The organism is Clostridia bacterium (assembly GCA_035561135.1).
Taxonomy (GTDB): domain Bacteria; phylum Acidobacteriota; class Terriglobia; order Terriglobales; family Acidobacteriaceae; genus DATMYA01.
Genome location: DATMYA010000046.1, coordinates 24,064 through 49,356 on the forward strand (window position 1 = coordinate 24,064; position 25,293 = coordinate 49,356).

At 58.9% G+C, this 25,293-nt stretch carries 41 protein-coding genes; 14 read left to right on the forward strand and 27 right to left on the reverse strand.

Annotated features, from left to right (window positions below; translation table 11 throughout):
* The first annotated feature begins 12 nt into the window (after positions 1-12).
* The 6 genes from meaB to VN622_08920 all read left to right on the forward strand — a co-directional run bounded on the left by meaB (position 13) and on the right by VN622_08920 (position 4,767).
* The gene (gene meaB, locus VN622_08895; GenBank protein ID HWR35969.1) at positions 13-969 is read left to right on the forward strand and encodes a methylmalonyl Co-A mutase-associated GTPase MeaB; all 957 of its coding nucleotides are present in this window, start codon (positions 13-15) and stop codon (positions 967-969) included.
* A 141-nt stretch (positions 970-1,110) separates the two neighbouring features.
* The gene (mce, locus tag VN622_08900; protein HWR35970.1) at positions 1,111-1,518 is read left to right on the forward strand and encodes a methylmalonyl-CoA epimerase; all 408 of its coding nucleotides are present in this window, start codon (positions 1,111-1,113) and stop codon (positions 1,516-1,518) included.
* A 3-nt stretch (positions 1,519-1,521) separates the two neighbouring features.
* Positions 1,522-2,274, forward strand: coding sequence for a tRNA (adenosine(37)-N6)-threonylcarbamoyltransferase complex dimerization subunit type 1 TsaB (gene tsaB / locus VN622_08905; protein ID HWR35971.1), 753 nt, complete (start codon positions 1,522-1,524; stop codon positions 2,272-2,274).
* A 20-nt stretch (positions 2,275-2,294) separates the two neighbouring features.
* A complete protein-coding gene (locus VN622_08910) occupies positions 2,295-2,819 on the forward strand; it encodes a GNAT family N-acetyltransferase (protein HWR35972.1) in 525 nt (174 codons plus the stop codon).
* Positions 2,820-2,873: 54 nt separating this feature from the next.
* On the forward strand, positions 2,874-3,098 hold the full coding sequence (locus tag VN622_08915) for a DUF465 domain-containing protein (GenBank protein HWR35973.1): 225 nt from the start codon (positions 2,874-2,876) through the stop codon (positions 3,096-3,098).
* A 268-nt stretch (positions 3,099-3,366) separates the two neighbouring features.
* Positions 3,367-4,767: a TlpA disulfide reductase family protein gene (locus VN622_08920; GenBank protein HWR35974.1), complete on the forward strand. Its 1,401-nt coding sequence runs from the start codon at positions 3,367-3,369 to the stop codon at positions 4,765-4,767.
* A 430-nt stretch (positions 4,768-5,197) separates the two neighbouring features.
* On the opposite strand, the gene VN622_08925 is transcribed toward VN622_08920, so the two are convergent.
* The 25 genes from VN622_08925 to VN622_09045 all read right to left on the reverse strand — a co-directional run bounded on the left by VN622_08925 (position 5,198) and on the right by VN622_09045 (position 18,421).
* Positions 5,198-5,419 (reverse strand): hypothetical protein, encoded by a 222-nt coding sequence (locus VN622_08925; protein ID HWR35975.1) that lies wholly within the window; start codon positions 5,417-5,419, stop codon positions 5,198-5,200.
* 303 nt (positions 5,420-5,722) lie between these two features.
* Positions 5,723-6,403, reverse strand: coding sequence for a hypothetical protein (locus VN622_08930; GenBank protein HWR35976.1), 681 nt, complete (start codon positions 6,401-6,403; stop codon positions 5,723-5,725).
* Positions 6,381-7,475 carry a DNA adenine methylase gene (locus VN622_08935; GenBank protein HWR35977.1) on the reverse strand — a complete coding sequence of 365 codons (1,095 nt, stop codon included), beginning with the start codon at positions 7,473-7,475 and terminating at the stop codon, positions 6,381-6,383. Before VN622_08935 ends, VN622_08930 begins: the two co-directional genes overlap by 23 nt.
* A 21-nt stretch (positions 7,476-7,496) precedes the next feature.
* Positions 7,497-7,967 carry a hypothetical protein gene (locus VN622_08940; protein ID HWR35978.1) on the reverse strand — a complete coding sequence of 157 codons (471 nt, stop codon included), beginning with the start codon at positions 7,965-7,967 and terminating at the stop codon, positions 7,497-7,499.
* Positions 7,968-7,986: 19 nt separating this feature from the next.
* A complete protein-coding gene (locus VN622_08945; protein ID HWR35979.1) occupies positions 7,987-8,667 on the reverse strand; it encodes a hypothetical protein in 681 nt (226 codons plus the stop codon).
* Positions 8,664-9,188, reverse strand: coding sequence for a hypothetical protein (locus tag VN622_08950; protein HWR35980.1), 525 nt, complete (start codon positions 9,186-9,188; stop codon positions 8,664-8,666). The genes VN622_08945 and VN622_08950 overlap by 4 nt, the downstream gene beginning before the upstream one ends.
* A complete protein-coding gene (locus VN622_08955) occupies positions 9,185-9,778 on the reverse strand; it encodes a J domain-containing protein (GenBank protein ID HWR35981.1) in 594 nt (197 codons plus the stop codon). The genes VN622_08950 and VN622_08955 overlap by 4 nt, the downstream gene beginning before the upstream one ends.
* A complete protein-coding gene (locus VN622_08960) occupies positions 9,778-9,981 on the reverse strand; it encodes a hypothetical protein (GenBank protein HWR35982.1) in 204 nt (67 codons plus the stop codon). The genes VN622_08955 and VN622_08960 overlap by 1 nt, the downstream gene beginning before the upstream one ends.
* Before the next feature lie 603 nt (positions 9,982-10,584).
* A complete protein-coding gene (locus VN622_08965) occupies positions 10,585-10,857 on the reverse strand; it encodes a hypothetical protein (GenBank protein HWR35983.1) in 273 nt (90 codons plus the stop codon).
* A complete protein-coding gene (locus VN622_08970; protein ID HWR35984.1) occupies positions 10,854-11,186 on the reverse strand; it encodes a hypothetical protein in 333 nt (110 codons plus the stop codon). Before VN622_08970 ends, VN622_08965 begins: the two co-directional genes overlap by 4 nt.
* 114 nt (positions 11,187-11,300) lie before the next feature.
* Positions 11,301-11,594 carry a hypothetical protein gene (locus tag VN622_08975; protein HWR35985.1) on the reverse strand — a complete coding sequence of 98 codons (294 nt, stop codon included), beginning with the start codon at positions 11,592-11,594 and terminating at the stop codon, positions 11,301-11,303.
* Positions 11,591-11,803, reverse strand: coding sequence for a hypothetical protein (locus VN622_08980; GenBank protein ID HWR35986.1), 213 nt, complete (start codon positions 11,801-11,803; stop codon positions 11,591-11,593). Before VN622_08980 ends, VN622_08975 begins: the two co-directional genes overlap by 4 nt.
* Positions 11,800-12,105 (reverse strand): hypothetical protein, encoded by a 306-nt coding sequence (locus VN622_08985; protein HWR35987.1) that lies wholly within the window; start codon positions 12,103-12,105, stop codon positions 11,800-11,802. The genes VN622_08980 and VN622_08985 overlap by 4 nt, the downstream gene beginning before the upstream one ends.
* Positions 12,106-12,552, reverse strand: a complete 447-nt coding sequence (locus VN622_08990) for a hypothetical protein (GenBank protein ID HWR35988.1) — start codon at positions 12,550-12,552, stop codon at positions 12,106-12,108. It abuts the gene before it with no gap.
* A gap of 6 nt (positions 12,553-12,558) precedes the next feature.
* On the reverse strand, positions 12,559-12,978 hold the full coding sequence (locus VN622_08995; protein ID HWR35989.1) for a hypothetical protein: 420 nt from the start codon (positions 12,976-12,978) through the stop codon (positions 12,559-12,561).
* Between the two features lie 13 nt (positions 12,979-12,991).
* Positions 12,992-13,162 carry a hypothetical protein gene (locus tag VN622_09000; protein ID HWR35990.1) on the reverse strand — a complete coding sequence of 57 codons (171 nt, stop codon included), beginning with the start codon at positions 13,160-13,162 and terminating at the stop codon, positions 12,992-12,994.
* Between the two features lie 2 nt (positions 13,163-13,164).
* A complete protein-coding gene (locus tag VN622_09005; protein HWR35991.1) occupies positions 13,165-13,347 on the reverse strand; it encodes a hypothetical protein in 183 nt (60 codons plus the stop codon).
* On the reverse strand, positions 13,344-13,613 hold the full coding sequence (locus VN622_09010; protein HWR35992.1) for a hypothetical protein: 270 nt from the start codon (positions 13,611-13,613) through the stop codon (positions 13,344-13,346). The genes VN622_09005 and VN622_09010 overlap by 4 nt, the downstream gene beginning before the upstream one ends.
* 369 nt (positions 13,614-13,982) lie before the next feature.
* Positions 13,983-14,246: a hypothetical protein gene (locus tag VN622_09015; GenBank protein HWR35993.1), complete on the reverse strand. Its 264-nt coding sequence runs from the start codon at positions 14,244-14,246 to the stop codon at positions 13,983-13,985.
* Entirely contained in the window at positions 14,243-14,404 is a 162-nt protein-coding gene (locus VN622_09020) for a hypothetical protein (GenBank protein ID HWR35994.1), read from the reverse strand. Before VN622_09020 ends, VN622_09015 begins: the two co-directional genes overlap by 4 nt.
* Positions 14,401-14,676 carry a hypothetical protein gene (locus tag VN622_09025; GenBank protein HWR35995.1) on the reverse strand — a complete coding sequence of 92 codons (276 nt, stop codon included), beginning with the start codon at positions 14,674-14,676 and terminating at the stop codon, positions 14,401-14,403. The genes VN622_09020 and VN622_09025 overlap by 4 nt, the downstream gene beginning before the upstream one ends.
* Positions 14,673-15,668 (reverse strand): ATP-binding protein, encoded by a 996-nt coding sequence (locus VN622_09030; protein ID HWR35996.1) that lies wholly within the window; start codon positions 15,666-15,668, stop codon positions 14,673-14,675. Before VN622_09030 ends, VN622_09025 begins: the two co-directional genes overlap by 4 nt.
* Before the next feature lie 4 nt (positions 15,669-15,672).
* Positions 15,673-17,718: a transposase family protein gene (locus VN622_09035; GenBank protein HWR35997.1), complete on the reverse strand. Its 2,046-nt coding sequence runs from the start codon at positions 17,716-17,718 to the stop codon at positions 15,673-15,675.
* Positions 17,715-18,158, reverse strand: coding sequence for a hypothetical protein (locus tag VN622_09040; protein ID HWR35998.1), 444 nt, complete (start codon positions 18,156-18,158; stop codon positions 17,715-17,717). The genes VN622_09035 and VN622_09040 overlap by 4 nt, the downstream gene beginning before the upstream one ends.
* A 47-nt stretch (positions 18,159-18,205) precedes the next feature.
* Positions 18,206-18,421: a hypothetical protein gene (locus VN622_09045; protein HWR35999.1), complete on the reverse strand. Its 216-nt coding sequence runs from the start codon at positions 18,419-18,421 to the stop codon at positions 18,206-18,208.
* Positions 18,422-18,493: 72 nt separating this feature from the next.
* Between VN622_09045 and VN622_09050 the strand changes: the two genes are divergently transcribed.
* Together VN622_09050 and VN622_09055 are read left to right on the forward strand one after the other, a co-directional pair.
* Positions 18,494-19,249 carry a S24 family peptidase gene (locus VN622_09050; GenBank protein ID HWR36000.1) on the forward strand — a complete coding sequence of 252 codons (756 nt, stop codon included), beginning with the start codon at positions 18,494-18,496 and terminating at the stop codon, positions 19,247-19,249.
* 10 nt (positions 19,250-19,259) lie between these two features.
* Complete coding sequence (locus VN622_09055; GenBank protein ID HWR36001.1) at positions 19,260-19,556, forward strand: hypothetical protein; 297 nt, start codon at positions 19,260-19,262, stop codon at positions 19,554-19,556.
* A 127-nt stretch (positions 19,557-19,683) separates the two neighbouring features.
* Here VN622_09055 and VN622_09060 read toward each other — a convergent pair whose 3' ends face one another.
* Positions 19,684-20,127, reverse strand: coding sequence for a hypothetical protein (locus tag VN622_09060; GenBank protein ID HWR36002.1), 444 nt, complete (start codon positions 20,125-20,127; stop codon positions 19,684-19,686).
* Positions 20,127-21,032 (reverse strand): DUF6731 family protein, encoded by a 906-nt coding sequence (locus VN622_09065; GenBank protein HWR36003.1) that lies wholly within the window; start codon positions 21,030-21,032, stop codon positions 20,127-20,129. The genes VN622_09060 and VN622_09065 overlap by 1 nt, the downstream gene beginning before the upstream one ends.
* Before the next feature lie 176 nt (positions 21,033-21,208).
* Here VN622_09065 and VN622_09070 point away from each other — a divergent pair, with 176 nt between their 5' ends.
* The 6 genes from VN622_09070 to VN622_09095 all read left to right on the forward strand — a co-directional run.
* Positions 21,209-23,254: a hypothetical protein gene (locus VN622_09070; GenBank protein HWR36004.1), complete on the forward strand. Its 2,046-nt coding sequence runs from the start codon at positions 21,209-21,211 to the stop codon at positions 23,252-23,254.
* Complete coding sequence (locus tag VN622_09075; protein ID HWR36005.1) at positions 23,251-23,469, forward strand: hypothetical protein; 219 nt, start codon at positions 23,251-23,253, stop codon at positions 23,467-23,469. The genes VN622_09070 and VN622_09075 overlap by 4 nt, the downstream gene beginning before the upstream one ends.
* Before the next feature lie 181 nt (positions 23,470-23,650).
* Positions 23,651-24,133 (forward strand): glucosaminidase domain-containing protein, encoded by a 483-nt coding sequence (locus VN622_09080; protein HWR36006.1) that lies wholly within the window; start codon positions 23,651-23,653, stop codon positions 24,131-24,133.
* Positions 24,130-24,597: a hypothetical protein gene (locus VN622_09085; protein ID HWR36007.1), complete on the forward strand. Its 468-nt coding sequence runs from the start codon at positions 24,130-24,132 to the stop codon at positions 24,595-24,597. The genes VN622_09080 and VN622_09085 overlap by 4 nt, the downstream gene beginning before the upstream one ends.
* Positions 24,594-24,770, forward strand: coding sequence for a hypothetical protein (locus VN622_09090; protein HWR36008.1), 177 nt, complete (start codon positions 24,594-24,596; stop codon positions 24,768-24,770). The genes VN622_09085 and VN622_09090 overlap by 4 nt, the downstream gene beginning before the upstream one ends.
* 302 nt (positions 24,771-25,072) lie before the next feature.
* The coding region (locus VN622_09095; protein HWR36009.1) for a hypothetical protein at positions 25,073-25,293 on the forward strand (221 nt) is incomplete at its 3' end.

The window sequence follows — 25,293 nt, forward strand, 5'->3', positions numbered from 1 at the left end:
GACTGTCCTATCGTGAACGCACACATACAATCCTGGGTCGAAGAAATTCGTGGCGGCAACCTGCGCTTGCTGGCTCGCGCCATCTCAACCGTGGAAGACCACACGCCGGAATCGACCGAACTGCTGAAGGCGCTGTTCCCGTTCAGTGGCAAAGCGCGCATTGTCGGCCTGACGGGTTCTCCCGGCGCGGGCAAGAGTACGCTCGTGGATGCCCTTGCGCGCGAGTATCGCAAGCAGCAGAAGACGGTCGGCATTGTCGCCGTCGATCCGACAAGCCCTTTCACGGGTGGTGCGATTCTGGGCGACAGGATACGGATGCAGGCTCACCATGCCGATGCCGGCATCTACATCCGCAGCATGGCTACTCGCGGATCTCTGGGCGGACTGGCGCGGACAACCGCAGACGTCGCGACGGTGCTGGATGCGAGTGGACGCGATCTGGTCATCATCGAAACCGTTGGCGTGGGCCAAGATGAAATTGACATCGTGCGGCTCGCGGATGTGACCCTGGTGACTCTGGTGCCGGGCATGGGTGACGATGTGCAGTCCATCAAAGCGGGCATCATGGAGATCGCCGACATCTTTGTGATTAATAAGGCTGACCGCGATGGTGCCGACCGCGTGGAGCGCGAGATCAAGGCAATGCAGTCGCTTGCGCCACGCACGGACAATTGGACGCCGCCGGTTGTAAAGACCATTGCCAACGACGGTACAGGCGTTCCCGAACTCGCAGCGGCCATCGTCAGCTACGAAGAGTATTTGAAAAGGTCGGAGTTCGGGCTGAGGCGGCGCATTGAGAACTGGCGTGCACGACTTGTAACCATGCTTCGGGATGAACTGCTGGAGCGCGTGCTGCGCGAGCACATGAGCGAGGAGGCCGTTTCGCGCTACGCCGAACAAGTGGCGGAACACCAACGCGATCCGTACACGCTCGTGGATGAGATCGTCGGCACCATCGAAAAGAGATAGACGGCGCACGGCAGGCGGCGGACTTCAGGCGGCAGGCTTCGGACCGCGGACGGCAAGCGGTACATCGGCAGATGATTGCATCCAAGCTCTCGAAACAAAAACTACTTTGAGCGAAGCACTCAGAGCTAAGGACTTATCGAAATGTTCACGATTGACCATCTCGGAATTGCCGTCAAATCGCTCGCTCAGGCCAAAGCTTTCTACGAGAAGATGGGGATGCAGATGTTGCCGGAAGAGGTCATAGAGGCCGAGAAGGTTCGGCTCGTGATGATCCCGACAGGCGAGAGCCGGATTGAGTTGCTGGAGCCCACGGGCGACGATTCGCCCATCGCCCGATTCCTGCTCAACCGCGGCGAAGGCCTTCACCACGTGGCGCTCCAAGTTACGGATCTCTCGGCCGTGGTGGAGCGGCTCAAGCAGTCAGGCACGCGGTTCGTATCCAACGAGATCAAGATAGGGGCTGGAAACCACTCCTACATCTTTGTCCATCCCTCCAGCGCAGGTGGAGTTCTGCTGGAATTGTGCGAAGATATGCCTCAAGGCGTCTAGCACATGATTATTCTGGGCATCGATACTTCGGGTCGGGAAGGCAGCATCGCGCTTGCACAGGGCGACGCTTCGTCGTTCGAGGTGCTGGAATTCCGTCCTATCGCGGGTGGCACTTACTCCGCACAACTTATTCCGCAAATCTCAGAAGCACTCGACAAGCGAGGCATCGACAAGCACGAAATCGACCTGTTTGCGGTTGCGAGCGGCCCAGGCTCCTTTACTGGACTGCGGGTCGGGCTGTCTGCCGTCAAGGCACTCGCGGACGTTTTGCAGAAGCCAATCGCAACCGTCACGGTGCTTGAGGCGATCGCGATCAATGCGCGTCGTTACCTGCTAAGAGAAGGCGCACGATTGGCGGACGCATCGAACCCGCGAATCATCGCCGCGCTCGATGCGCAACGCAATGAAGTTTTTGCCGGCGAGTATGATTTCAGCGTGGCAGCTTCCGCGAAGCTGGGACCGCAGCGCGTAAGTGAATCGCTGCTGAATATGGGCGACTTCTTGACCTGGTTGGGCACCCGTGTTCCAGTGCCAGCCACGTTCACCTCGGATGCGAAGATCGAGCAAGCTGTTCGGGCCTCAGGCTCTCCGGCGGAACTCGTCTCTCGCCCGTCGGCGGATTCCGTCTCGCGCATTGGGTTGCAGAAGTATCTGGAAGGGAAGACCGTCGCGCCGGAAGTTCTGGACGCAGACTACATTCGCCGCTCGGACGCGGAAATCTTTTCGGCCCCAGGTCTGGGTATCGCGCCGAAGTAGTGCGAACGCGCAGCCATTGGATGCTGATTCGTCCCGCCACTCTCGCTGATGTTCTGAACATGATGGCCATCGAGCGCCAGTCGGCAACGGCTGCGCACTGGACCGAGCGCGACTACACCCGCATCTTCACGGAAGCTTCACCGCGCCGCCTCGCGCTGGTACTGGAGTGTGGCGGCGACGACCTAATACCTTTCAGAGAGGCGCATGAAAGTTCGCGAGAGGGCGTCTTCCATGATGTCTGCGCCTTTATCGTGGCGCGTTGCTTCGATCGCGAGTGGGAGATCGAAAACATCGTCGTTGCCGACGCTGTGCGTGGGCGAGGGCTTGGAACGAAACTGCTAGGTGCGTTCCTGGACCGGGTGCGAGACGAAGGTGCAAGCGAGGTTTCGCTCGAAGTTCGAGAGTCGAATGTGAGCGCGCGCAAGCTTTACGCCAAGTGGAACTTTGTTGAGGTCGGACATCGTAAGTCGTACTACAGCAAGCCTTTGGAGGATGCTGTGCTGCTTCGGTGCAAGTTTAGAAAAGCAGCTTGCGAAAACGGTTGAATGCCCTTGAGTACGGTGGTAGCTTGACCTTAGTTTCTCAGGAGGTTTAGCTGGATGGCTACTCCAGTACGCGACCAGCTCCTGGCCAGCAGCGATGAATTTCGCCAGCTGGCTCAGGAACACGCACAATACTCCGAACGCCTTGATTCCCTCATCCACAAGAAGTACCTCTCCGAAGATGAAAAGTTGGAAGAGATTCGTTTAAAGAAACTCAAGCTGCGGCTCAAAGATCAAATGGAGTCCATTGAGCAGCAGTTTCGAACCGGCAACGTCGCCTAACGTCGAACTTCTACTTCCCGCCACTCGATAGGCATTAGTGTGCGCTTATGAACTGGCAAAGTGCGTCACGTGTCATGGAGAATAAGATCGTGCCCCGGCTATGCGCCGGGGCATTTTTTTCAGAGGCGAAACCACGGCGATTCTCACGCGCGCTCCTGACGCACGTTCCTCAAACATTTAGCAGTTGCACGTCGCAGCCACTCGCGTAAGCTGGAGCGGTTCGATCGGTGTCGAATCCATTGGCAGCCCGTGTCATTCAAGAAGGCAAATGACCCGCAAAGCTTTATTCGTTCCTTCCGCTCTGATCTGTTTCCTGCTGTCTCTGAGTTTATCGGCTAACGCGCAGATCGCGGCATCGCAGCCCGCACCCGCGGTCTCGATTGAAAAACTGGCCGGTACCTGGGATGCCCGGATCATCCCCATGACCAAGCACGGTGTGGGTGCGCTCGAAGTACCATTTGGACTGTCGATCGAAGTTCCGGCCGGCGGGAACGCACGTGCGGGTATCTTGAACGGCCCTGAGCGTATGGAGTTCAGCAGCGTCGCCTGGGACGGCACGATTCTCACTTTGCGGCTGGAACAGTACGACGGCCAGATTACCGCGAGGTGCGACGCCACAGCACGCGAACTTACGGGCGAATACGCGCGACAGACGCGTGCCGGCATCGGTAAGTACGGTTTCCGCGCTAAACGCGCCAATTCGGAGACCGGCTCGACGCAGCCGTGGGCGGCTGCCACCGTTAGCGGCGAATGGGCCGTGACCTTCCCTTACGAGGAGGGAAACCCGGACCGGGTTGCGCCTGCGACTTTCCGGCAAGAAACACCGCACACCAGTTCCGACGGCAAAACATTGCAAGCAGTGGTCACGGGCACCATCGCTCCCGTGAGTGGCGATTACGGATTGATGAGCGGAACCGTCTCGGTTCCGCTGGCGAACGGCAAGCCGGTAGCGAATGTTGCGCCAAAGGTTGTGATGAGCAGGTTTGACGGAATCCACACCATTCTGCTCACGGGCGAGCTGGCGTCCGATGGGTCATTCAAAGGCCAGCTTGCTTTCAGTGCGTCGAGCTGGTTGCCGTTCACCGGCGTAAGGAAACCAGAATCGGCGAAGTCCGGTGCTGCTTCGGCAGGCAATCCGCCGGACGCGGAAACAATGACGAAGGTGAAGAACCGCGCAGAGCCGTTTGTGTTCAGCGGAGTGGATACGAGGACGGGGAAGAGCGTCACGCAGGATGACTTCCGCGGAAAAGCCGTGATCGTCGACATCTTCGGCACCTGGTGTCCCAATTGCCACGACGAGGCTCCGCTGCTGGTGGAACTCTATCGGCGCTATCACGAGCAGGGACTCGAAATTGTTGCCTTGAGCTATGAATACACGGCGGATGCATCGCGCAACGCGCGAGTGATTGAGGTTTACCGCAAGAAGTTCGACATACCGTTCACCCTGTTGTTGGCGGGAACAACCGATGCCGGGCAGATTGAAAAGACGTTGCCGCAACTGGTGGGCTTCGGTGCCTACCCAACGACGATTTTCATCGGGCGCGACGGACGGGTGCAGCGCATTCACGCAGGCTTTGCCGGCCCCTCAACCGGGCAGTTCGAAGAACTGGAGCGGCGCTTCGATCGGAATGTCCAAGAGTTGCTGCAGACCGGAGAAGCACGGAAGTGAAAGCTGCGAAGAGCGGGCAGCCTAACCGCGCTTGCAGTCCGTGTGTGCTCTCTTCCCGCGCATCCGATTGGGGTTATTAAGATTAGAGGGTAGTACGGGAGGTGGCGGGATGTCGGGGGATATCGCGGGTTGACGCCCAATGTTTATGCGGGTCACAGCGCGGCGGACGGCACGTTGTTACGCGCAAGTGGTGCAACATTGCAGGGTAGTGGCGGTCGCGCGGTGTCGCGTAAGTTGTTGATTCTTGATAGCGGCTGGCGATGATTTCCGCAAACAGATGTGACATCGTACAAAAAATCCGTTGTGATTACGGATAATGTTGAGCTGTAACAACTTACAAATGTGACATAGCTTCTTTTGCGCCCCTGACTAAGAAAGTTGAATGTGACATCCTCCGGCGCGGCTGATCTGTGCCTTTTCCAGAGATTATTCACAGGGTGCCATCGCCTTGTTCGAAGGCCTGCAGGAGCTTCACCACCGAGTCGTAGGAGACATGGTGCCAGCCACGATCATTCAGCCGACGAGACACCAGTTTACCCTCCTCAATCAGGCGGTACACAGTCTGTACAGACACGCCGATCGCGCGCGCCGCCCAGGAGACAGAGACGTACTTATTGCCGAAGTTTAGGGGTAGCTGTTTAGTCGCAGTCATCGGCTTGACCTCGCCATCGTTTTCTTCCTCTTGGGCCCCTTAGCGCGGCTGTGTAGGCGCGCGCGCATATATTCCTGAACGCTCGCAGCCGCAACCTTCCGCCAGCCGCGATCGGTGAATCGAAACTCTTCCAACTCGCCGGCATCAATGAGCCGATATACGGTCTGCACTGAGCACCCGATGATGCTGGCGGCCTCGGCCGCTGGGATGAACTTGCTCCTCGCTTTTACTCCCCGCATCTTCACGATCTTCGCCCGCCTCTGGGGTTAATTTCGGGGCCGCGCACAGGCGGCCCCGAGATGCCTACTGCTTCGTGAAGACCACGTTGAGCCCCACAAACTTATCTGTCTGCGGCAGCGTGAACGTCGCGACTGCGTAGTCGCCATCCATCGCCTGGAACTGCACAGCGGAAGAGCATTTGGTGTATCCCGTGCCTGCCGGCAGCGTGCATGAGATATGCGTGTCGATTGCGGAGCCCGAACGCAGCACCCAGAGATGCACGGATGTTCCGCTGACGATTTGTGTTCCTGGCGAAGTCCAGACGACGAGGTTGCTCATGGTGCCGTTTCCAACGACGAGCTGTCCGGTCTGCGCGTTCGCGGCGGCGCTGGAACCATCCGTGTCGTTGAACCACTGGTTGGTGCAGTTCTGGGATCCGTCCTGACCAAGCCGATAGACAAGGCCGGAGATGGTCGCGCTTACACCGGTGGGCGAGAGATTGCACGCGCCGTTCCAACTCTGTGAGAGCGAGATCGTTGAAGTCTGCGCGAACGCCGGCTGTATCAATGACCAGTTGAAAGCGACTGTGGTACGCGCGGCATGTATGTGTCCGCCGGGGAGGACGGAAGTTGAGAGCATCGCCTTATTTGGAGATGTCGGCGGACCACTGGGATCGCCCGAAGGCTGCGAGTTTCCACCTCCACAGGCGAGCATGATGAACAACAGGACGTTAGCTACGAGGCTAACTGCAATCAGTCTCTTCATTACTAGCTCCTTTAATTTGTGTGTGTGAGCCCTGGACTTCTTTGGTAGTACTCAGCCAGGCCATGCGCCTGTCTGTGCGCAGCTTGTAATTGGAAATGATCACTTCAGTCGCCGACTTCGGATGAGCGCCGTTGAGAGAGTAACGCACGTTCACGCGGCGCACTCGAAATCCATGTTGCCGCGCCAGGCGAAGCACAGTCTCCGACCCGTCATAGCTCATCAGAAAGCGGCCTTTGATGCGCGCGAGGAGTGCAAACAGTTCCTGCTGCCGCTGGCTTCCAAGCTCCTTGTACCGCGCTATACGCGAGAACGCGGTGTAAGGCGGATCGCAATAGAAGAACGTGTCGGCCGAGTCATAGCGTTGAATGCACTCCGCAAAATCGCGGTTCTCAATCAGCACGTTTTGCAGCCGCCGTGAGCAGCGCGCGAATGTGTCGCGAACGACCTCCAGACTGCGACGCACCGGCCGGCGAACGCTGCGCATCGACTCAATACGGGGTGAAGCGAAGTCCTCACCCTTGCCACTGAACGAATACCACGCCGTGTAGAGGAACCGCAGCGCACGCTGGAGTTCGTCGGGAACATTGCCTAAGTCCCGGAACTCACGGAATCGCGATGCTGCGACCCACTCTTGCTCGACTAACTCTGCAAGTTCAGCGGGTCGGTGACGGACAACGCGGAAGAAGTTGATGAGATCGCCGTTGAAGTCGTTGATGATCTCCCAATGCGAAGGCTTCTTCGCAAACAGCAGCTTCGCCGATCCGCAGAAGACTTCCACGTATGCTTTGTGCGGCGGGATGACCGCCATGAGTTGCCGCTTCAGTTGCTGCTTGCCACCAGGCCACGCGAATAGAGCATTCATTTCGCGTTTGTAGCTCGGAACGATCACCGCGCCCGATGGGATTTTCCACACTTCGATGGCAACCGATTCGGATTCAAGTGGTTGCTGCCCGAAGAAAAAACTTGCCAGGACACGCTCACAGGCTACGAAGGCGACGAGCATCCGCGCAGCAGCGCGTGAACGCTCGCCTCCGTCGATCCGAACACGACCAATGATCTTGTGCTGGCTCACTTTAAGTACCTTTCGCGTCTACTAACCTTCTTTGCCCGTTGGCGGGAAGCACCTATCGCAGTACTCATCATCACGACAGTCGCACTGACTCTCGTCACCCTCATCTGGCGTGGCGGGCAATGCTCGCCGATCTTCCTTAAAATCGATAACGATGAGTTGTCGCCGGACCGAGCGTTCATACGCCTTGCGTGCAGCCTCTTCTGTGCAGGGTGTGATGGCATACAGCGCACCTGGAGAGACCAGTCGCGAGTGAGCAGGAATGCCTTCCAGTTTTACTTTCGTTCCCTTGCCTGCGAGGCGAGTAGCGTCTTCCATGCTGACCCACTGTGGACGTTCCAGTTCGTATTCGCGTGCAGGGATATCTGGCGAGTCCACGCGGAACATTGCAGCGCCTCCGAAGTACTCCGTGGTGACGTAGCCGACTTCCGTTTGGTGGCCCATCATTTCCACCACTGCCCAACCTTCAAACTTACTTTGCTGCTGTTCTGTCATCTTCTCCTCCTAAAGGTCATCAGTTACTCGGAGCGGAGGGCAGTGGGCCGATCTCGCGCCACGCTCTGATCCCGTGTCCGTTGATCACGCCTTTCCAATACCGGTGCGAAGGTTCGTATCTCCACATCGCCGCGTAGACATAGCACTCTCCGCCATCAGCGCGATTGTCGTCGACCAGGCATACCTCAACCTCTTGACGCTCCTTCGGAAGCCGTTCAGCGACGTAGATCCACCGCCGCTCTTCTTCCAAGTTGGTGATGCGCTGCTCGGCGTTGTCGCGCTTGTCCTTGCATGTGTGACACTGGTGAAATGCAATCGGCGTGCGCTGTCCGCAGGCGTTACAGATAAGCGGCCATCCCGCCTTTTCCTTCCACCAGTCCCGCTCTTGCTGTAGCGCGGCGGAGTGGGCGGCGATATGGCGTGCGACGATGTTCCGATATTCAACTGGCGCGATCTTGAACCCGATGGCCGCAAGCTCGGTAACACACTCGGTCGCTGACTGCACAATGTTTGGGGTCGGCGGTATCGACGCTCCCTGCTCCGCGCTCGGCTGCTCTGCGATGGCCTGCTCGCCCAAGTGAGGCCTGCACACATGCTCATTTACCTCTTTCTCGCTGTCGCCGCAATACTCGCAAATTGGGCAAATCCAAACGCCAAGCTCCGGTATGTGAAATGCTAACGGCCGTTCCTGTTCGCTCATGATTTCCTCCACAATCCTTCCCTCTTCAAGAGCTTCTTCAACGCCCACCACACTTTGTTGGCGTCGCGCGTTGTGCGTATCTGCTGGCTCGACTGACGGCCGAGCGGCGACGCCTTAGAGCGCAGAAAGGCTTCTAAGCGCGACTGGTCCCATCCGAGCCTTGTCACAGCGTCCTGGATGCGAGCGAGATCTTCGGCCGACGCGAGCGTCAGGGTGTTGGTCGTGTTTCCGCGACGACCTTCGGTGCCGGCCGCCTGCGCTCGATCGCGCGTGCGAATGCGACGGCGGCGGCGTGTGGGCTTTACGCCGAGCGACGATTGCAGCAGGTCGATCAGTTTCGCGGCCTCGTCCGTCGCGAGGTCGCTGAACGAACTCACGGCGCGACGGAGAGCGCTGCTGGCCCACTCCAAACGGCGCGAGCGCTCGTCGCCGACGTCGCCAATGGTGCGGCGATCGTACTGCGCGTACAACGTCTGCAAGCGGCGAAGCTGCGCTGGCGTGATGGCGAGGGCGTGGTTCACAGCGCCAGCTCCTTCTTCGCCATTTCACGGGCTTCCACCAGCTGCTTGAATTGTTCTGAGTTGCCGGTGTCGGAGTTGTCGGGATGCAGTTGCATCGCGAGTTCGCGGAATCGCGCATGCAGCAGCGCTTCCGTCACCATCGTTGCAGAGGAGAATTTCATCACTACGCGCCACGGTGTCGCCGCGTGTTCGGGCAAAGCGGTGAAGCCGCGGAATGCCCGTTCCAGCATGTCGCTCGCTCCCCAACGCTCGATGCCTCGCAAGGCTTCAATCGTCTTTGCGATTGCGTAGATGTTGTCGCGAACATTGACGTACTTGTCGCACGCGAAGACCATGCTCTTCTTCTGGTAGGTGAAGTAAACGGCGACTCCGCGATCGCGCGGTTCCGGCATGTTGGCGCGGGGCATGCCATCGTTGCGTAGCGGCACGTTTGTCGAAAGGATTTGATTGTTTCCATCCATGCGCCGGATCTCGCCGAACAGGAACTCACGCGCGGCGCCGAATCCTGTTTTGAACTTCGAGTAGTTCTGCTTTCCGCCCTGGGTGCGCTTCCAGCCTTCGGGCCAGTACAGCGGATACGCTTCGATCATCACGCCTTCTTCCTGCACGCCGTCGTGCGCTTCGCCTGCTTATCGTTGAGCCACGTAGTCTTTGCCGCGTCCCACTCAAGTTGCAGCCGCCTCGCGTCATCGCGCAGCTGCTGCGGCAGGTCTTTTAGCTGAGCGATGTTGTACAGCAGATTGCTCATGCGCGCGCCCTTGTGCAGAAGCTCGGCCAGCGGTTTCATGCTCATCGTGTTTTCCTTTCTGCGTTCCGCTCAGGATGCCGAGCGGCAGCTCTCCCAACCTGGTTGCGATGTCCGGATAGAGTTTTGCCAGCGCCTCGATGGTGCTTGCCTGCGTGATGCCGATCGGGACGCCGTCGAGCGTTGCCCAGCACGCCTTCTTGTTGGAGCGCGCGGCCCGCAACCTGGCGGCGGCCTCGGAGCGTTCCCTCGCTTCGGCGCGCCGCTTCGCCAGGTAACGATCGACACGCATCTTGCGCACCTTGTCGCGATCCCTGCACGCCTTCGCGAAGAAGCGCCGCGATGTGAAGTCGGGAAGCCCAGTGCTCGTCAGTAAATGTTGTCCGCATCCGCATTGGCAAACTCTCGCCTCCAAATCCATGCCTTGCAGTCCCTCTCCCGGATCTTCGCCCGGTGTGTGTGCGTGTTATGGAACGCGACGTTCGGGCACTGACGGCGTCGCCGGGTACATCTCAGTCATTTCCTGCTGCCGCGCTGTGCTGCAGACCTGGCATCCGGCGGGGCCGCACAGCGCGCCGCACCACGGGCAGTAACCTATGTCGTCATGCCAGTGTTCCGCCGTGGACTTGCAGATCGTGCACGCTGGCCGCTTCATCGGTTGCCTCTGCTGGGTCCTTGCGCGAACTGCCGCTCGAAGCGCATCAGCAGCCGCGCGCGCGAGGAGCCGTCGAGATTCAAGACGTAGTCGCACGCGTCGCAGAGCTTGATACGCGCTCCCGGCTGCGGCTCCTGGCAGTAGGGGCACAGATGCCATACGCTTGCAGTGACGGCCGTACGACGCCTTCTCTTGGAAAGGAAGACCGCAGCCGCGTACAGCACGAACGCTGCGAGGATAAAGGCGAGTTGCAGGACCTTCGTGTTCATGACCCCTTCTCTGCCTTGCTTCCGACTGAGCGGATGTAGATGTAGCCGTCCTTCCGCGCCGTCCGAATTGGCAGAGCGCGCCGGCGGGCATACTCGAGGACGATCTTCAGTTTTGCTTTGTAGTCGGCGTCGGCAACCGGGATCTTGACAGTCGCTCCCGGAGCGCGATCGAGCAGATGTTCGAGAGCTTCCACAACGTCAGCGTGACGGCGCTGTGACGCGCGTTTCCACTCCGCCTCGGAGACGGTTTCGAAGCGTGTGTTGTGATCGCCCTCGCCGCACTGGCGGTCCATCGTTCGGCGCGCAAGCTCTTTCAGGTTGTCGCTCACAGGCCAGCCTCGCGAAGACGTTTGACCAGGTCAGTGCGACGGCGCTCGCGCGAGTGCTGCATAAGCGCCGCGCAGGATACGAAGAAGAGAGCGAAGCGAATGAGTTTCATGCGATCACCTCACCATCGGGCACGGGGATGGGCGCGGGCGTTGGAGCGACTTCAACCACTCCGAATCCTTGTTCCCGTAAATGCGCTGCGCAAGGCGGCACGCTTCCTCGCGTTCGAGGTAACTCCTCAGAGACGCCTGATGCAGCGCGAGGACAACGGTCACAACCTCGTCCGTGTTGAGGCTCACGCGATTCGTGCGTGCGCCCCGCAATGCGGCCGACGCCTTCTTCAACGTGTTCATCCGCCTGGACCACTCGCGTTCTTCGCGGGACTTCCGAGTACGCCGGCTGCGGCTCATTGGAGCCTCGCTCTCTGCTCGGCGATCCGGGCGGCGTCGTAGCCGGCCTTAAGAATCCGCTGGGCTGCGCGGACGCGAACCTCGTGTGCGCAGCGCTCCGTGCTGTGGCTGAGCGTTTGGCACTTCTCCCCGATACTGGCGTTGCAGGACGGGCATGAAACCAGATTGACGACCTGAATCTCGGGAACCTTTATCTCGGAGAGCTTCACGCGATCTCCTCGACTTCCGCGGCTACATGTATCAGGTTCGGTTGGGACTCCAGCAGTCGAACGCCCGGAGTCTCCACAAACGCGACAAGCGCATCATCAACATCGTCTTTCGTCGCTCCACTCAGGGTATGCATGCGCCGAACGCGGCTGACGTACGTTTTTCCTCCCTTCAATTGCCTTTCCTCGCAGTCAGTCACGAATAGGTAGTACTCCCACTGGTCTGACTCGTGGCGCTCCTTGGCGTTGTTGAAGAACGTCTGGTCAAGTTCCATCCATTTAGCGACTACGATCTTCTTTGCCATTTATCCAGCCTTCTTTTCGAGTTCGAGTTTTAGTTGGCCCATGACTTCGTTGAGACGGTGTTCGCCGCCGAGGGCGCGCAGGCGCGTTGCGATCGAGAGCATTTCGTTGATCAGCGGTCGTTCGGCAGCGTCGTAGTCTTCCGGCGTCACGCAGAGGAAATATCCGTAAGGCTCCTGGCGGCTCGCGCCGATTGGGATCCCAAAGTCCTCAATCAGCGACTTCACCGTTGACTTCACTTCGCGGGCCTGCATCCCGAGCTTCTCGGCGATGGCGGCCAGCGGCTTGGCGTAGCGCACGCCGCGATGATGTCGGAGCAGGCGCAGCAACTCGCGCGCGGGGTCCGGCAGCGGCCATCCTGGGGTCACGCGTCCGCAGAGGACGTCATCAACCAGCTTGTCGATCGCCGCCGAGGGATCCGTAGCGAATTGGAAACTGTTCTGCTCCATGGTGAGTTAGCCGTTGAACCTCGCAGGCTGCGCAGGAATGTCGTCCTTGTCACGCGAGCGCGGCGGCTCCGGGTTGCGCAGCATGCCGGCTGCCTCGGGCATCTCGGCAAGAGGAATCACATTGAAGTGCTTCATCGCGCCCTCGGCTTTCTCTACGGCGGTGTTGCCCCATGCGACGGTGGGGTGCATTACCTGGACGCTTGTCGGCGGGTATGCCTCGAGCCCACAGTAGATCGTCAGGAAGACATCGCAACCGTCAGCTATCCACTTTCGCTCTTCGGGTGTCGGCTGCCACCGGCTGACTACACCGCCATCCTTCGTGAGAAGACAGGGCAGTTCCAGGTATTGAGGCTGACCAGCGCGCGGGCCGCCCTTGAATGATTCGTGTCGTTCTAATCCGATGACAACTGGTGAAACTGCTTTCATCGTGTTGCCCCTTTCACTTTTTCACTTTGAAAACGTTGGCAATGTGCCAGCCGTGGTGCCGATTGCAGTGGTAGTACTCGATCGTCTCCTCGGTATCGCGTCGCATCTTCTGCGCGATCTTGCGAGCTTTGTGCAGCGGGTAGACCTGCTTGCGGTCACAGCCGTAATCCACGCTCTCCTGCATGCCTACCTCGCAAGCTCTCGCATCGCGGTCGCCGCAACGGACGAACATCCCAGGCAGCGAGTGACGCCGAGCGTATTGACAAAGACGTTGTGTGCAGTGCCGCACGCAGCGCAGCGTCCAGCCTGCTCAGTGACGAGCATCACGCCGTGCGCGGCAAAGTAGAGGGCGGGGTTGGAGGCGATCACGCTTGCCCTCCTTCGCCGCTCATGTGGTACCAGCGCCGTGCTGATTGCGGCACGGCCTGTGGCGCAGCTTTCTCCTTCGCCTGCTGCGCTTCTGCGGTTTTCAATTCACGCAACGTGCGTTCGGCATTCACGCGCAACCGGCGTGCGAGCAGACGCATTTCGAGGTGCTTGCTGACGGTGATCATCAGCGCGCATCCGAGCGTCCAGGCGATCGCCGCGACAAATGCCAGTACAAAGATCGGGAGGACGAGGTTGAGAGTCGTCATGCTCTGCGTCCTTTCCGTGCGGACCTGCGCGTGCTGAGTGGATCGCGCATTGCGAGACCAGGCGCGAGACACGCGCGGTGATCGTCAGTAAAGGCATCGCTCCGCTCAATCACTTTGCAAGCCCAGGCGCCGTCCGCGACTTGTGGAATACGAAGCGTTGTTTCGGAGCCGCAATGTGTGCAGGCCAACACCCCGCATTCCATACAGACCACGACGTGGCGCGGAGTGTTCCGACGCGCAGTGTGGAGCTGGCAATCGCGCATGTGGTCCAGGAGCAGGTTCTGTAAGGTTTCCGAGCCGTGACGCTCATCGCTGCTATGAGGACAGTTGGTGATGCTCATTGCTTTGTCTCTCCAGGTGCCAGATGCCTTACGCACGCGCCGACTCCGATCGCACGCTTGGCGGCTTCAACGTTCTTGTTTGCGCCCACCATCCGACCAGGACGAGCAGGCAGTTCTCACCGCAGATATGAGCAACGTCACCACGCGCAACTTCGAGCGGATCCCAGGTCGAAACGATCAGGCGGGATCCGTTGGTCTCTGCCACAGGCAAGGCGGATACGCTAAGCCAGTCGTTGGTCTCGCGCTTTTGCACGCCGCACACGTCGCAGGTGTAGACCTCTGGCGCTCTCACCGTGCCACCGCCGAAAAGCGGCCGAGCGCAAAGGCGATCGCGATGTGTGTGCCGAACACCGCAGCGGCAAGGATGAGGATCCACATGCACGCGAAATCGTCCGCTGCCATGCCGTGCAATTGCGAGTGCGAACGGAGCCACCTGCGAAGCGCGTTCATGCGGCGCCTGCCCGCAGCCCGCGCAATCTTTCGATTGGCTGGTCGCAGAGGTACGTTTTCGCAGCCTCGTAGGCTTCGGCGTATCCGCTCTTTATGGAGTTACCGAGTTCGGCCCGAAGTTCCAACGGAAGCAGGGAAGTGCAATCTCTGCAAAACGATTGCTGGTCGCGTTTGCGCCGGCCGCAGAAGCAATGTGCCGAGCTGAGATCCTTCAGTGCGATCGCGACAAGCGTGGGATCGTGCTGCACGGCCTGCTCATTTTTCGCGTTCATTCGGCCTCCTCGCTACCGAGTTTCTTCATTTGGAAACGACGGATGGAGTTCATCAGAATGCGGGTGGAGATGTACTTCACCGGGCGGCGATCGCTACCGAGCTGGCGGTAATCCTCGACGTAAGAGCCCGCGATGAGAGCCTGAACTGCTTTCTCAGGGATGGCGCCTAGTTCACCGGAGATCATGCTGCGCGCGTCTGGTTCGGTGATGCCGCTAAGCACAATCGTTTTCTGCAGGCGGGATCTCAGCTGTTCCAGGCGAAGATCGTTGAAGCGCTGCTGCACCTCGTGAGATCCGGCAAAGACGAGGCCGATGTACGGCGGCTCATCGAGCAAATCGCGCAATGCTTCTAGGCAAGCGTTGGTCAGTCGTTGCGCTTCGTCGAGCACAAGTACTGCGCGACGCTTGCGCAGGCTGAAGGAGATCTTGCGGACGATCTGGCTAGTAAATCCCTTTGTGGGTATGCCGACGACGTTGGCAATCGTGATCATCAGCTGCCACGGCGTCGGCGAGGCAGGCACGCGCACAAAGAAGGCGCGCTTGCCTGCGCCGTTTTTGCTGGCTTCCTCGGCCATCGACTCGGCCACCAGGCGGCGCAGCATGAAGGTCTTACCGATACCAGGAGCGGCGTCGACGCAATACGCCCAGCCTTGTGCCTGCGCGTTGCGGAAGGCTCTACGCACGGCCTGGAACTGCCCGACTGGATACAGCGTTCCAGTTTCGCGCTCAAGCGGATCAACCCAATTCTTTTCGCAAAACTCGTGCAGTACGGCCCTGATCCGCAACGTATTGCCCTGCGACGGATGGTTCTCGTCGTACTTGCCATTCATGAACAGAGCCAGTGATGACAGCGCGTACCCGATCTCCTGAGCGACCTCCTGGTATCCAAGTCCCGCAATCCCCATTAGGAGCCGAACGCGGTCGCGGACCTGGTCGTCTCCTGGAACTGCGGCGGCGTTCAGTTTCGCTTTCTCGATTGCTGATAAGGCCATGTTGCTAACCCTCCTGGCATAGCTTGTAAACTTCGTCAGCGAGATCTTCTGGTTGCGCCGGTTCGAAAGTGCTGGCGACCGCCGCGCGTGATTGCGCGTACGCCTTGATCTTTTCGGGAATCGGCGGGCGCGGTGGCTGTTGCGGCTTTTCAAGTCCCGCTCGCTCTCGCATTTGTTCGAGGGCCGTGGGTACGCCGGCGGTCAGCACGCGCATGGTTTGCTTCACGCCGGCGCGCAGCTTCGAGCGCAGGCGGATCATGTCCGCGATGGCGGGGCCGGCTGCCGGTCCGCGTTCTACCAATTGCTGCGCCTGGATGCGAGCGATCGGGCGGCGGTCCTTGATCACGAGCGCCTCACCTTTGTTCAATGGGTCGCACGCGATCTCCACTTCGGTTCCGTTCGCGAGATAGAGCTGAGCACTGTCGGCGGCGGTCACACCAACCCAGCTCGCATTGAAGAGCTGCACGGCTGCGTTCGCGACGATGCGCTTCTGGCGATCCCAGAACAGTTCCTCTATCTCTTGCACGTTCACTTCGCGGCGCTGCTCGCGCGGCAGTAGCTCGTTGAACACTTCGAGCGGCGCACGATTGTTCATCCCGCGCCCGCGGTGGTGGACGTACGTGGCGTTGAACTCGTCGGTCCAGTAGTTCGACATCGCAATCACGTACGAGGCCAGCGGCAGCGGCGACGATTCGCGCTTGCCCTGGAGGAATTCTTTGTGCTGTTTCAGGGCGAGGTTGCACGCGTCGGGACGCCTATCAGGACGGTTGCCGGCGTAAGCAACGCCGAACATGAGGTCCAGGCGTTTCGACTGATAGGCGTTGTAGGCCTCGATCTGTTTGCTTTGTGGATGTCTCGGAATGCAGTACTTGACGGCAATCCCGAGGCGCGACAGTAATCCCTGTGTTTCGACCGAGGCCAACACACGGCCCTCGTCATCCAGGTCCTCGGGAATAGGGAACGGGATGCGGTCCGCGCCGGCGCCCACCTTGCGATAGTCCTTGCCGTTATCGCAGTAAAACAATTCGGGGAGTCCGAACTCTTCGATCATCACCCGTAGGCATGAAGCGATCGAGCGCCAACTGGGCGTCTTGCAGAACACGCTTCTAATCACCCGTGAGCGCATGTCCTCGATCGTGGTTTCCCAGATACGCATCGGCTGCAGGTCGCAGGCAAACACGTCGTCCTGCATCCAGATGTCGCGAATGCGGTGATCGCTAACCCACATCTGATTCGGGCGAAGCTTGGCAATATCGGTGATGATGAACGGCGCATATTTCGCATCGTGCTTCTCTTGCTTTAGGCGGCCGATGTCGCGCGCAACCGGAGGAATCGACTTGTACAGCGCGAGCACCGTTGAGTAGCTAGGCGGCACAGAGCCGTGGTTGTAGAGCCCGGACCACTCACGGCTCAGCTCGTCGTACGCGTGCGCGACGGAAAGCCCTTCGTTGAATTTGCCGAACAGGAACTTCTTTGCCTTTGGGTACTTAGTCCAGACACGAGACTTGCCATAGTCGCTGCGCGTGTGCGCAAGGCCCTTCAACCCTTCATTTTTGTATTTGAGATAGCGCTTCCAGATTCCGCTCGCGCTGAGTCCGTGCTGCTGGCCGAGCCAGTCGGCCAGTTCGTTCGAGTTGGTTACGCGGCGGCCGCCGGGGAAATAAACAGCTGTTCGTTTGCCGCTGCGCCAATCCACGAGCAGCGCGATTGCCGCGTAGCGCTCCATTGCCTCGGCTCGCTGTTCTTCTGTGAGAGGGTCCCGATCGACACTCTCAGCTGCAAACAGTACTGGCTGCAGATCTGTAGCTGGGCGCAATGCCAGGGCCGTCTCGTTGCTCGGTGCCTGGAGGCTCCTCTGTGCCCAGCGGAACTGCGCCTCAGCGGGAAGCGACGAAGCTGCGTACTTGCGCGGCCGGCGACCTGGCCCCGAGTACGTCTCGACTTCGCGCGACCTGAGAAGGCCCTCGGCATCAAGTCGAAGAACGTGCCGGCGCGTCCATCGTGTAGCTTCGATTACTTCGTCGAGTGTGAGCCAAACCTCGCCGGTCATAGACTTTGCCTCTCGGTGACAACTTGATCCAACAGCGCGGTGGTCTTGCGCTGCTGGATCTCCTGCTCCACAACACGACGGCCGAGTTCCAGCAGCTTCGCTCCTGCCGAGTCGACCATGCGGAATCCCGCGCGCTCGACCAGGCACTGAAGGAGCCGCCAATCCCCAGTGACCACACAAAAGGCGTGAAGCCACGCTGCTGGGAACCTGTGGTTTCTCTTGGAGTCGGCTGTAAACGCATCGACCATCGGCACCGTGATCTCTCGTCCGATCAGGCGCGACATCTCTTCGCAGATCTGGTCGCGTGACTTTGCGGATTGCTTGATGGTGTCCGTCAGCACGGATCGAACGAGCGCGTCGTTATCCAATGCGCCTGGGAAATCAGAGGAGGCTCCAAACAGTGGAGGCTGGATGTCCGAATTTTCGTGCAACTTAGACATTGGTTTCACTTGCCCGGCTACTGCACACTTCGCACACCATGTCGGCACTACGCAGCGTTCTCGTTCTCGACTCTTTCGATCTCGCGCAACAGTGCGCTTTCGACTCTCTTGCTACGGCGAGTCCCGGTTGCAACCTGGTAAACGTGCGATCGGGAGACACCCAGCCGTCCTGCGACGCGCGCGAAGATCCGCTGATACTTCAACGCGCGAGAAAACTTGCTATGCAGCGTGCTATCGTTTCGGGATACGGCGTTACGTGTCATAACGATAGCGTTATAACTCTGGCGTTACGTAATGTCAATACCAAAATGCAGACTGGTGCGAGAAGAGTGTCGATGCCCGAGTGGGCCTGCAAAATCAACGCACTGCGAACACGCCTCGGATTGAGCGGAACGCTGTTCGCCGCTCAGCTCGGCGTCTCCTCTATGGCGGTATCTCGCTGGGAGCGTGGACAGAACGAGCCGGCCGCAGATATCTATCTGGCGATAGGCAAAATGGCGGGAGACCCCGACTGCTGGTACTTCTGGCAGCGTGCAGGCTTAACGATCGGAGACATACTCAAGGTTTTGCCCGACGCCCAAGGCAGGATGGTGAGCACCTCTAGCACCGTGAAGCTAGAGGTCATTCCGGCGCGAGGCGCAACCAGGGAATCGACCGGGACTAAGCTGAAGACTCAACCTGATCTGGTTGCTGTTGCACTGCTAAAGGATGCGGCAGCGGCCGGATCGCCTCGCCTGATCGACTCCGCGGCAGTGGAGGACGTGCTCGTATTCCGACGTCGCTCGATCCCCCATCCAGAGAGCACCATTTGTTTGCGTATTGCCGGCGAGTCGATGACTCCTATCCTTGAAGACGGATTCGTCGTCTGTGTCGATACGCATGAGCAGGACCACTCGCATCTCTATAACGAGATGGTAGCTGCGCGCGACCCTGACGGCGGAGTCACCGTCAAGTGGCTGCGAAAGGTTGGGGCTGACGACATGCTGATTGCGCAACACACGAGTCCTCGCTTCCCGCCGGTACTGCTGAGCCGCGAGCCGGGGTGGCGAATCATAGGCCGCGTTTTGTTCTGGATTGGAAGGCCGAAGTAAGGAGCGCTTGATGAGAGACATAAAGAAGATCAACGCGATCTTCTACATCGTGCTGATCTCTGCCGCCGCGCTGACTTTGTTGCTAGTTGTTGAGCCGAATCAACTGCCAAGCCTGCCAGGATCAGCGGAGAAGCGAGCGCGTAAGGCGATTGCCGCCGCCGCGGACGCCTGCTCGACGGGCGACCGCCACGAGCTGAGCCGCAGAGTGGTGGATGCACAGGCTGCAATCAGGGACGCAGGATACGAGCACAGCGACTTAGAGGCTGCGCTGAGCAATGAGCTCATTTTGCGCGGGTGTCGTTTGTGAATCGGAGGGAGCTGCGGAGCGCGAAGCAAGTAATTGAATCGGCAGCGCTCGGTCCGAATTGACAATAACGCCGAACCAACAAAAAGCCTGCGACGAATCGCAGGCGTCGGTCGCAGAAGACCACCGATCAGTCCTGCCTGACGATTTCCTCGAATATCAAGATTACTCGCACGAACCCCAGAACACTTACCCACAATGCGCAACACCACACAGCCAATAGGACTGCTTGTCCGAGGGATTGAAGCCGCGAAAAAAGAACGATACTGCAGGTACTGATCACTGCAAGTGCAAAGGACCACCGGACGGCAAAGAGAAGATAGTCAAAAACGTTCTGATGAATACCGAGCTCTCGCAAATCCATCAGTACGGGCTTGTCTTTGAAAGCTAGCAGAATAGAAATTGCAGTTCCGAGAAATCCGGCCACGATTGCGCTGACGTTCAGCATGGAAGCAAAAATGTCCTTCGCCTCCGCTGTCGTTAGACCCAAAAATCGACAACCAAGATATCCCGTCGCTAACCCAAGCGGAAGCCCTGCTCCAATAGGGTAGTGCTCTTCAACGATCCGCTTCATTAGTCCTCCGGCAAATGCTTCGCCAGTTTAAACACTTTATCTTTTTGACGCGCCCATATTCGCCTCAGTGCTCCCCTTCTTTCTTCGGAGCTAATCGTCCGGTCCACACCAGCGTTGACCTTTTCCTCATCGCGAAGTCTGTTCTCGATGAGATTAAGATAAAAGCTTGTCTTCTCTTCGTCATCAAATCCGGTGACAGCAATTTTGTCCACCGGAACACTCCCATTTCGACGTAACCGCCACCATTCGCGAATAAAGCCAAGTGCGGCGTCTCGCGGAAGCATCTCTTTTCTGCCTTCTGTTCCAAAAACGAAGGTTGCCACAGGCGCGACCAAGTGTTTGCGGCTTTTAAGTGCGCTGATTACTGCTGCATCATTGGATACGTTGATACTGCCGGTTATTGGCCCGGCAAGTTTCACCTCAACTCTTTTTACGCGCTTTGCAGAAAATACACGACTCACAACATCCGGTTCAGGAAGCGGGTCGAGATTGAAAGCTGATAAATCGAACATTTGCGCAAAGAACTTCGCAAACGCGGTGGCACCGATAGAGAGACGATTTTCTTCCAGCACCAGCGTTTTGGTCGGAAGGTGGTACAGAAACGCTCCGCGCTCTCCAGTGCCTTCGTCCACTCTGAGCTCCAACACTTCGAGGGGCCGATCGATTGCACCTTTTTCAGGCACTATCTCCATCCTTAGCCGCGCCATCTCCCCTTCGATGCAGTCGGATTCAGCCCAGGTCCCATAACGCTCAAGACGCGCGTACTGTCCTTCCTCTAGAGCGACAGTGGTGGATGCCCTGAAGCCGCGGCGATGCAGTTCTGCAGCTAGATCCGGAAAATTCTTTTTATCAGGAAGACTGAGCTTATAAAAACCTGCTTTTAGTTTCTTACTGTAGACAGCCATTCACACCTCTTGTGGATTGGAGTCACTACATCTAGCAGGGGGAGAGGAGTAGAACCGTAGCACTCGGAATATGCGCAAACAAGCACATTCGCAATGGAGTCTCCGAACTGGCAAAACTAACTAAATTAACCAAATTGAGCACGAATTCACCGGCCGTCGCGGTATTACTGCGGGCCATGAACACTCGTGATGCTGCCCCGTGGTCGCTGCGCAAGAAACTGCTATTCGCAGTAGGCATACTGATCCTCTTACTGTGGCCGATCGCCCTGGTAATCCCAGCGCGCGCCGATGTCGTGGTGACCGGCAACATCAAGTCGCTGCTCACGAAGCCGGTTGCGTCGCGAGCCTACGTCCGGGCAAAGCTCGAAAACTGTACAGCCGGGCCGAAGGCGCTTGGCGTACTGCTCGACACCACGCACGACAATCAGGTTGAGCCGGACGCGGCCGGCAACTTCACAATTACGCTCTATCGCAACGATACCGAGATCGACTGCGACGGCGCGTACGTGAGCACGTACGAGATCTCCATCGTCAGCAACGGCCGCACCGCCTGGAAGAAGAGCTACATCTTCAACACGGCGACCGCAGATCTCGCAACCTATCCGTCACTGGCAACGACTCCACCCTCGCCGGCCGCGAACTACGCGCGCCGCAACGGCGACAACGTCTTCAGCGGCGTGCAGGACTTCCGGGGAGCAACGCTGCTGGGCGTAACCGCCCTGTCCAGTTCTGTCGAGTGGGAAAATGTGCTGAACAAACCGGCAACGTTCGTTCCGGCCATGCACGTACACCTCAAGGCGGACATCATTGATCTTCCCGCGCTGGCCACAGTAGCGACTTCGGGCAGCTACAACGATCTAAGCAACAAGCCGACGATCCCAGCGCCATACACGTTGCCGCCGGCCTCGGCCGACGCGCTCGGCGGAGTGCGCGCGACGGATTGCTCGCTGCTGGGCGCTTCGTACTTTATCCAGACAATTAATTTCGATGGCACCGAGACCTGCGTTCAGGCGGCGACAGGGAGTGTGGCCGATTGGAACACTCTGCTCAACAAGCCGCCGCTCGGAACAATCGCATCGCACGCGGCGAGCGAGTATCAGGCGGCCGGCAGCTACGAGCCAGCGAACGCCAACATTCAGGCGCACGTTGCATCGTTCAGCAATCCGCACTCGGTGACGAAGGCGCAAGTCGGCCTGGGCAACGTCGATAACACTTCCGACGCGGCGAAGCCCATCTCGACAGCCACACAAACGGCGCTCGCCACTAAGGCCGACAAAGCGTCAATCATTGGAGCGGCAAAAACAAAGATCACGTACAACGCGCAAGGCATCGTCACGGCAGGCGCGGACGCTACCACGGCGGACATCGCTGACTGGCTCGACAAACGCTACGTCTCGGATGCTCAGCGCACCGTGCTCACCAATACCAGCGGCTCGAACACGGGCGACGAAACAATTGCGACCATCAAGACGAAGCTCGGCATCACGACGTTGAGCGGTTCCAACACTGGCGACCAGGACCTCTCCGGGCTGGTGACGAAAACGACGACGGTAGCCGGCAAGCCTCTAAGCGGAAACATCGCCCTAGTAGCGTCTGATGTGGGATCGCTGGCAGACCCAGCGGCGAACGGGATCGTAAAGCGCACCGCAGCAAACACTACGGCGGCTGCTGTAGCGGCGGATGTTGTTGCCATCTTTGGCAGCGGGGCGTGCGCCGGATATCTCAAGAGCGATGGCGCGTGTGACACTCCATCCGGCGGAGGCACGACGCCGCTTACCGCGTATGAGTGGGGAGATCGCGTAGGCACCCTTGGATTCACCTCAAATCAGACGCGCTGGTACGGCATAAACCTGCCCGTAAGTATCGCAGTGAGCAAAGTCGCGGTGTACGTGACAACGATCGATGCGACCGGGACCTATCGATTTGCGATCTACAACAGTGCAGGAGTGCGGGTACTGACGACTGCGGCACAAACTCTCCCGGCGACAGGAAACGTAGAGATCAGTTTTTCGGAAGGCCTGACCACGCTACCCGCTGGCAAATATCGGTTTGCGCTCTCGTCCGCTTCGTCTACCGCCGCAATTGCGGCGACTAACTCAACAAAGTGGAGTTTCGGCAGCGGGTTGGTCAACGCCTCCGCCACTCCAGCTGCGTCGTTCAGTCCGCCGGCTGATGCCTGGACAGGTACTGGCGTGCTTCCGTACGTGGTGCTCTATCAGTGAGACGCGTCGAAACAGGCACCATCATGGTCGGCCGCACTCGCTGGTACTACGCCATGATCGATGTGCCAGAGATTCCTCCGTTGGACCACGCTTGTGGGCCTGATTGCGCGTGCTGGAATGAGCCTCGCAAGGCCAAGACTGCGCGGCCTAAGAAGACCACCAATCGCAATCGTTCTGGGCCGACAGCGCGGCCGTTGGATCGGGAGGGTGTGTGATTCCAATGTTCGCAACTTTCAGAAATTATTTTTGGTCCTAAGACGTGATCGCAGATCGAACCCCCGGCGTCCATAGAGGCGCCGTTTTTATTACCTCAAAGAAAACTCACCAAACTAACCAAACTCGCCACGACATTGCCGCCCGTCGCCGTACTCTGCACCCGTTGGACAAAGAGCGCAGATGACCCGAAAAGAAAAACTCGACTTAGTTACAAAGTTCGGTGCTGCGGCACGCGCGACCCAGAAGGAATACGGCGTTCCGGCCTCGATCACCGTCGCCCAGGCAATTCTGGAATCTTCGTGGGGGCAGTCCGAACTCGCACGCGAAGGCAACAACTATTTCGGGATTAAGGCTCGCGCGGGCGAGGAGTACTGCGAGTTCGACACCACGGAATATGTCGCTGGCGTTGCCGGTCGCGAGCGCGCAAAATTTCGCAAGTTTCGCTCCATGCAAGAGTCTTTCGACGGACACGCACGGCTGCTGTCGTGCGCGGATCGCTATCAACCGGCGATGGCCGTCAAGAACGATCCCCTGGCGTTCGCGCTGCAGCTCAAGCTGTGCGGTTACGCAACCGACCCGAAGTATCCGCAAAAACTCACGGCCCTTATCCACCAGTACAACCTCACGAGTTTCGACGCCGCCGGGGAGGCGGCCACGGCATGACGAAACATCTATACCGCCGCGCAGTAGCTCCGCTGTTGATCGTGTTGTGTATGGCAGCTGCGCTTTCAACGGTCGCGTGCGATGACGCGGACAAACACAGGGCAGCGCAGGCAGCCGCAGGGGTTGCATCCGGACTGTCCGCCCTGGAGGCGGAAGCGGAAGCGCTTTACCACGCGGGAGCGATCGACAAGCAAGAGGCGATTGTGCTCGTTCTCGGCATCTCCGACCTGACGCGCGTTAACGACCAGTACGTTGAGCAGCTGCGATCGTTTTCGACGCTCGACACTAGCAACCGGCAGGTGGTCGTCAATTGGCTCGCCGAGATGACGCGCTCTGTGGATGCGCTGAACAACGAGGGCGTACTCAGAGTTAAGAATCCCGCGTCCAGGGCAAAACTTGCCGCATACATCGCGGCGGTGCGCAGTTCACTGGGGATTGTGTCCACGCTGACAGGAGCGAAATGAACCCACAACTGGTTGCAGTCACACTCGAATCGCTGGTCGCGCTGACAAAGCTGTTGGCCGAACTGAAACAGGCATCCGGCATGACGGATGAGCAGCTCCTGGATTTTGCCGGAACCAAGGGCGCAGAGACCAGGGCGGCGGCAGAGAACTTCATCGCCACCTTGCGAACTTAACTGGCTTGCCCAAAGTAGCGGGCACTCTGTGAAAGGAACGCGGAGATTGCCAGGGCCATCCCGCCGATCGGTCAACCAGCCTTTCGGCGGGAATGAAAAGCGGCAGGCGATAGCACGGTAAGTGAAGCAGGGCAAGTAGTTAGTTGGTTACGTGGCGTAGAAACGCGCCACGTTGCCCCAGGAGCCAAAGCAGGGCTCAGGAGTACGGCTATATCGGCTGTGGAGGTTTCACAGGGGCTGTAAACGCGAAATTCGGCTACTCGGGACGGGTTGGCTTAGGCGAATTGGGGTTTGGAGGCGGCGTGAAGGTTCTGGAAGGAAAAAAGACTTATCTGGCGGCGGTCCTCCTGGCGGTTCTGGCGATCGCCGGGTTCTGGTTCGGAGTCCTCGATGCGGTCCAGTCCGGCGCGATGCTCGCAAGCGCGTTGGCGGTTTTTGGAATGCGTGATGCGCTCGGCCGGCTGGTCGCCCAGGGAATCATCGACGCCGTCGCGAAAGCGAAAGAAGAGCGCTCCGCGGGATT

Coding starts and splice junctions, on each gene's coding strand:
- mce (HWR35970.1), top strand. CDS start 1,111: ATGTTCACGATTGACCATCTCGGAATTGCCGTCAAATCGCTCGCTCAG.
- tsaB (HWR35971.1), top strand. CDS start 1,522: ATGATTATTCTGGGCATCGATACTTCGGGTCGGGAAGGCAGCATCGCG.
- VN622_08910 (HWR35972.1), top strand. CDS start 2,295: ATGCTGATTCGTCCCGCCACTCTCGCTGATGTTCTGAACATGATGGCC.
- VN622_08915 (HWR35973.1), top strand. CDS start 2,874: ATGGCTACTCCAGTACGCGACCAGCTCCTGGCCAGCAGCGATGAATTT.
- VN622_08920 (HWR35974.1), top strand. CDS start 3,367: ATGACCCGCAAAGCTTTATTCGTTCCTTCCGCTCTGATCTGTTTCCTG.
- VN622_08925 (HWR35975.1), bottom strand. CDS start 5,419: ATGACTGCGACTAAACAGCTACCCCTAAACTTCGGCAATAAGTACGTC.
- VN622_08930 (HWR35976.1), bottom strand. CDS start 6,403: ATGAAGAGACTGATTGCAGTTAGCCTCGTAGCTAACGTCCTGTTGTTC.
- VN622_08940 (HWR35978.1), bottom strand. CDS start 7,967: ATGACAGAACAGCAGCAAAGTAAGTTTGAAGGTTGGGCAGTGGTGGAA.
- VN622_08945 (HWR35979.1), bottom strand. CDS start 8,667: ATGAGCGAACAGGAACGGCCGTTAGCATTTCACATACCGGAGCTTGGC.
- VN622_08955 (HWR35981.1), bottom strand. CDS start 9,778: ATGATCGAAGCGTATCCGCTGTACTGGCCCGAAGGCTGGAAGCGCACC.
- VN622_08960 (HWR35982.1), bottom strand. CDS start 9,981: ATGAGCATGAAACCGCTGGCCGAGCTTCTGCACAAGGGCGCGCGCATG.
- VN622_08965 (HWR35983.1), bottom strand. CDS start 10,857: ATGAACACGAAGGTCCTGCAACTCGCCTTTATCCTCGCAGCGTTCGTG.
- VN622_08975 (HWR35985.1), bottom strand. CDS start 11,594: ATGAGCCGCAGCCGGCGTACTCGGAAGTCCCGCGAAGAACGCGAGTGG.
- VN622_08985 (HWR35987.1), bottom strand. CDS start 12,105: ATGGCAAAGAAGATCGTAGTCGCTAAATGGATGGAACTTGACCAGACG.
- VN622_08990 (HWR35988.1), bottom strand. CDS start 12,552: ATGGAGCAGAACAGTTTCCAATTCGCTACGGATCCCTCGGCGGCGATC.
- VN622_08995 (HWR35989.1), bottom strand. CDS start 12,978: ATGAAAGCAGTTTCACCAGTTGTCATCGGATTAGAACGACACGAATCA.
- VN622_09000 (HWR35990.1), bottom strand. CDS start 13,162: ATGCAGGAGAGCGTGGATTACGGCTGTGACCGCAAGCAGGTCTACCCG.
- VN622_09010 (HWR35992.1), bottom strand. CDS start 13,613: ATGACGACTCTCAACCTCGTCCTCCCGATCTTTGTACTGGCATTTGTC.
- VN622_09020 (HWR35994.1), bottom strand. CDS start 14,404: ATGAACGCGCTTCGCAGGTGGCTCCGTTCGCACTCGCAATTGCACGGC.
- VN622_09025 (HWR35995.1), bottom strand. CDS start 14,676: ATGAACGCGAAAAATGAGCAGGCCGTGCAGCACGATCCCACGCTTGTC.
- VN622_09030 (HWR35996.1), bottom strand. CDS start 15,668: ATGGCCTTATCAGCAATCGAGAAAGCGAAACTGAACGCCGCCGCAGTT.
- VN622_09035 (HWR35997.1), bottom strand. CDS start 17,718: ATGACCGGCGAGGTTTGGCTCACACTCGACGAAGTAATCGAAGCTACA.
- VN622_09040 (HWR35998.1), bottom strand. CDS start 18,158: ATGTCTAAGTTGCACGAAAATTCGGACATCCAGCCTCCACTGTTTGGA.
- VN622_09045 (HWR35999.1), bottom strand. CDS start 18,421: ATGACACGTAACGCCGTATCCCGAAACGATAGCACGCTGCATAGCAAG.
- VN622_09050 (HWR36000.1), top strand. CDS start 18,494: ATGCCCGAGTGGGCCTGCAAAATCAACGCACTGCGAACACGCCTCGGA.
- VN622_09055 (HWR36001.1), top strand. CDS start 19,260: ATGAGAGACATAAAGAAGATCAACGCGATCTTCTACATCGTGCTGATC.
- VN622_09060 (HWR36002.1), bottom strand. CDS start 20,127: ATGAAGCGGATCGTTGAAGAGCACTACCCTATTGGAGCAGGGCTTCCG.
- VN622_09065 (HWR36003.1), bottom strand. CDS start 21,032: ATGGCTGTCTACAGTAAGAAACTAAAAGCAGGTTTTTATAAGCTCAGT.
- VN622_09070 (HWR36004.1), top strand. CDS start 21,209: ATGAACACTCGTGATGCTGCCCCGTGGTCGCTGCGCAAGAAACTGCTA.
- VN622_09080 (HWR36006.1), top strand. CDS start 23,651: ATGACCCGAAAAGAAAAACTCGACTTAGTTACAAAGTTCGGTGCTGCG.
- VN622_09085 (HWR36007.1), top strand. CDS start 24,130: ATGACGAAACATCTATACCGCCGCGCAGTAGCTCCGCTGTTGATCGTG.
- VN622_09090 (HWR36008.1), top strand. CDS start 24,594: ATGAACCCACAACTGGTTGCAGTCACACTCGAATCGCTGGTCGCGCTG.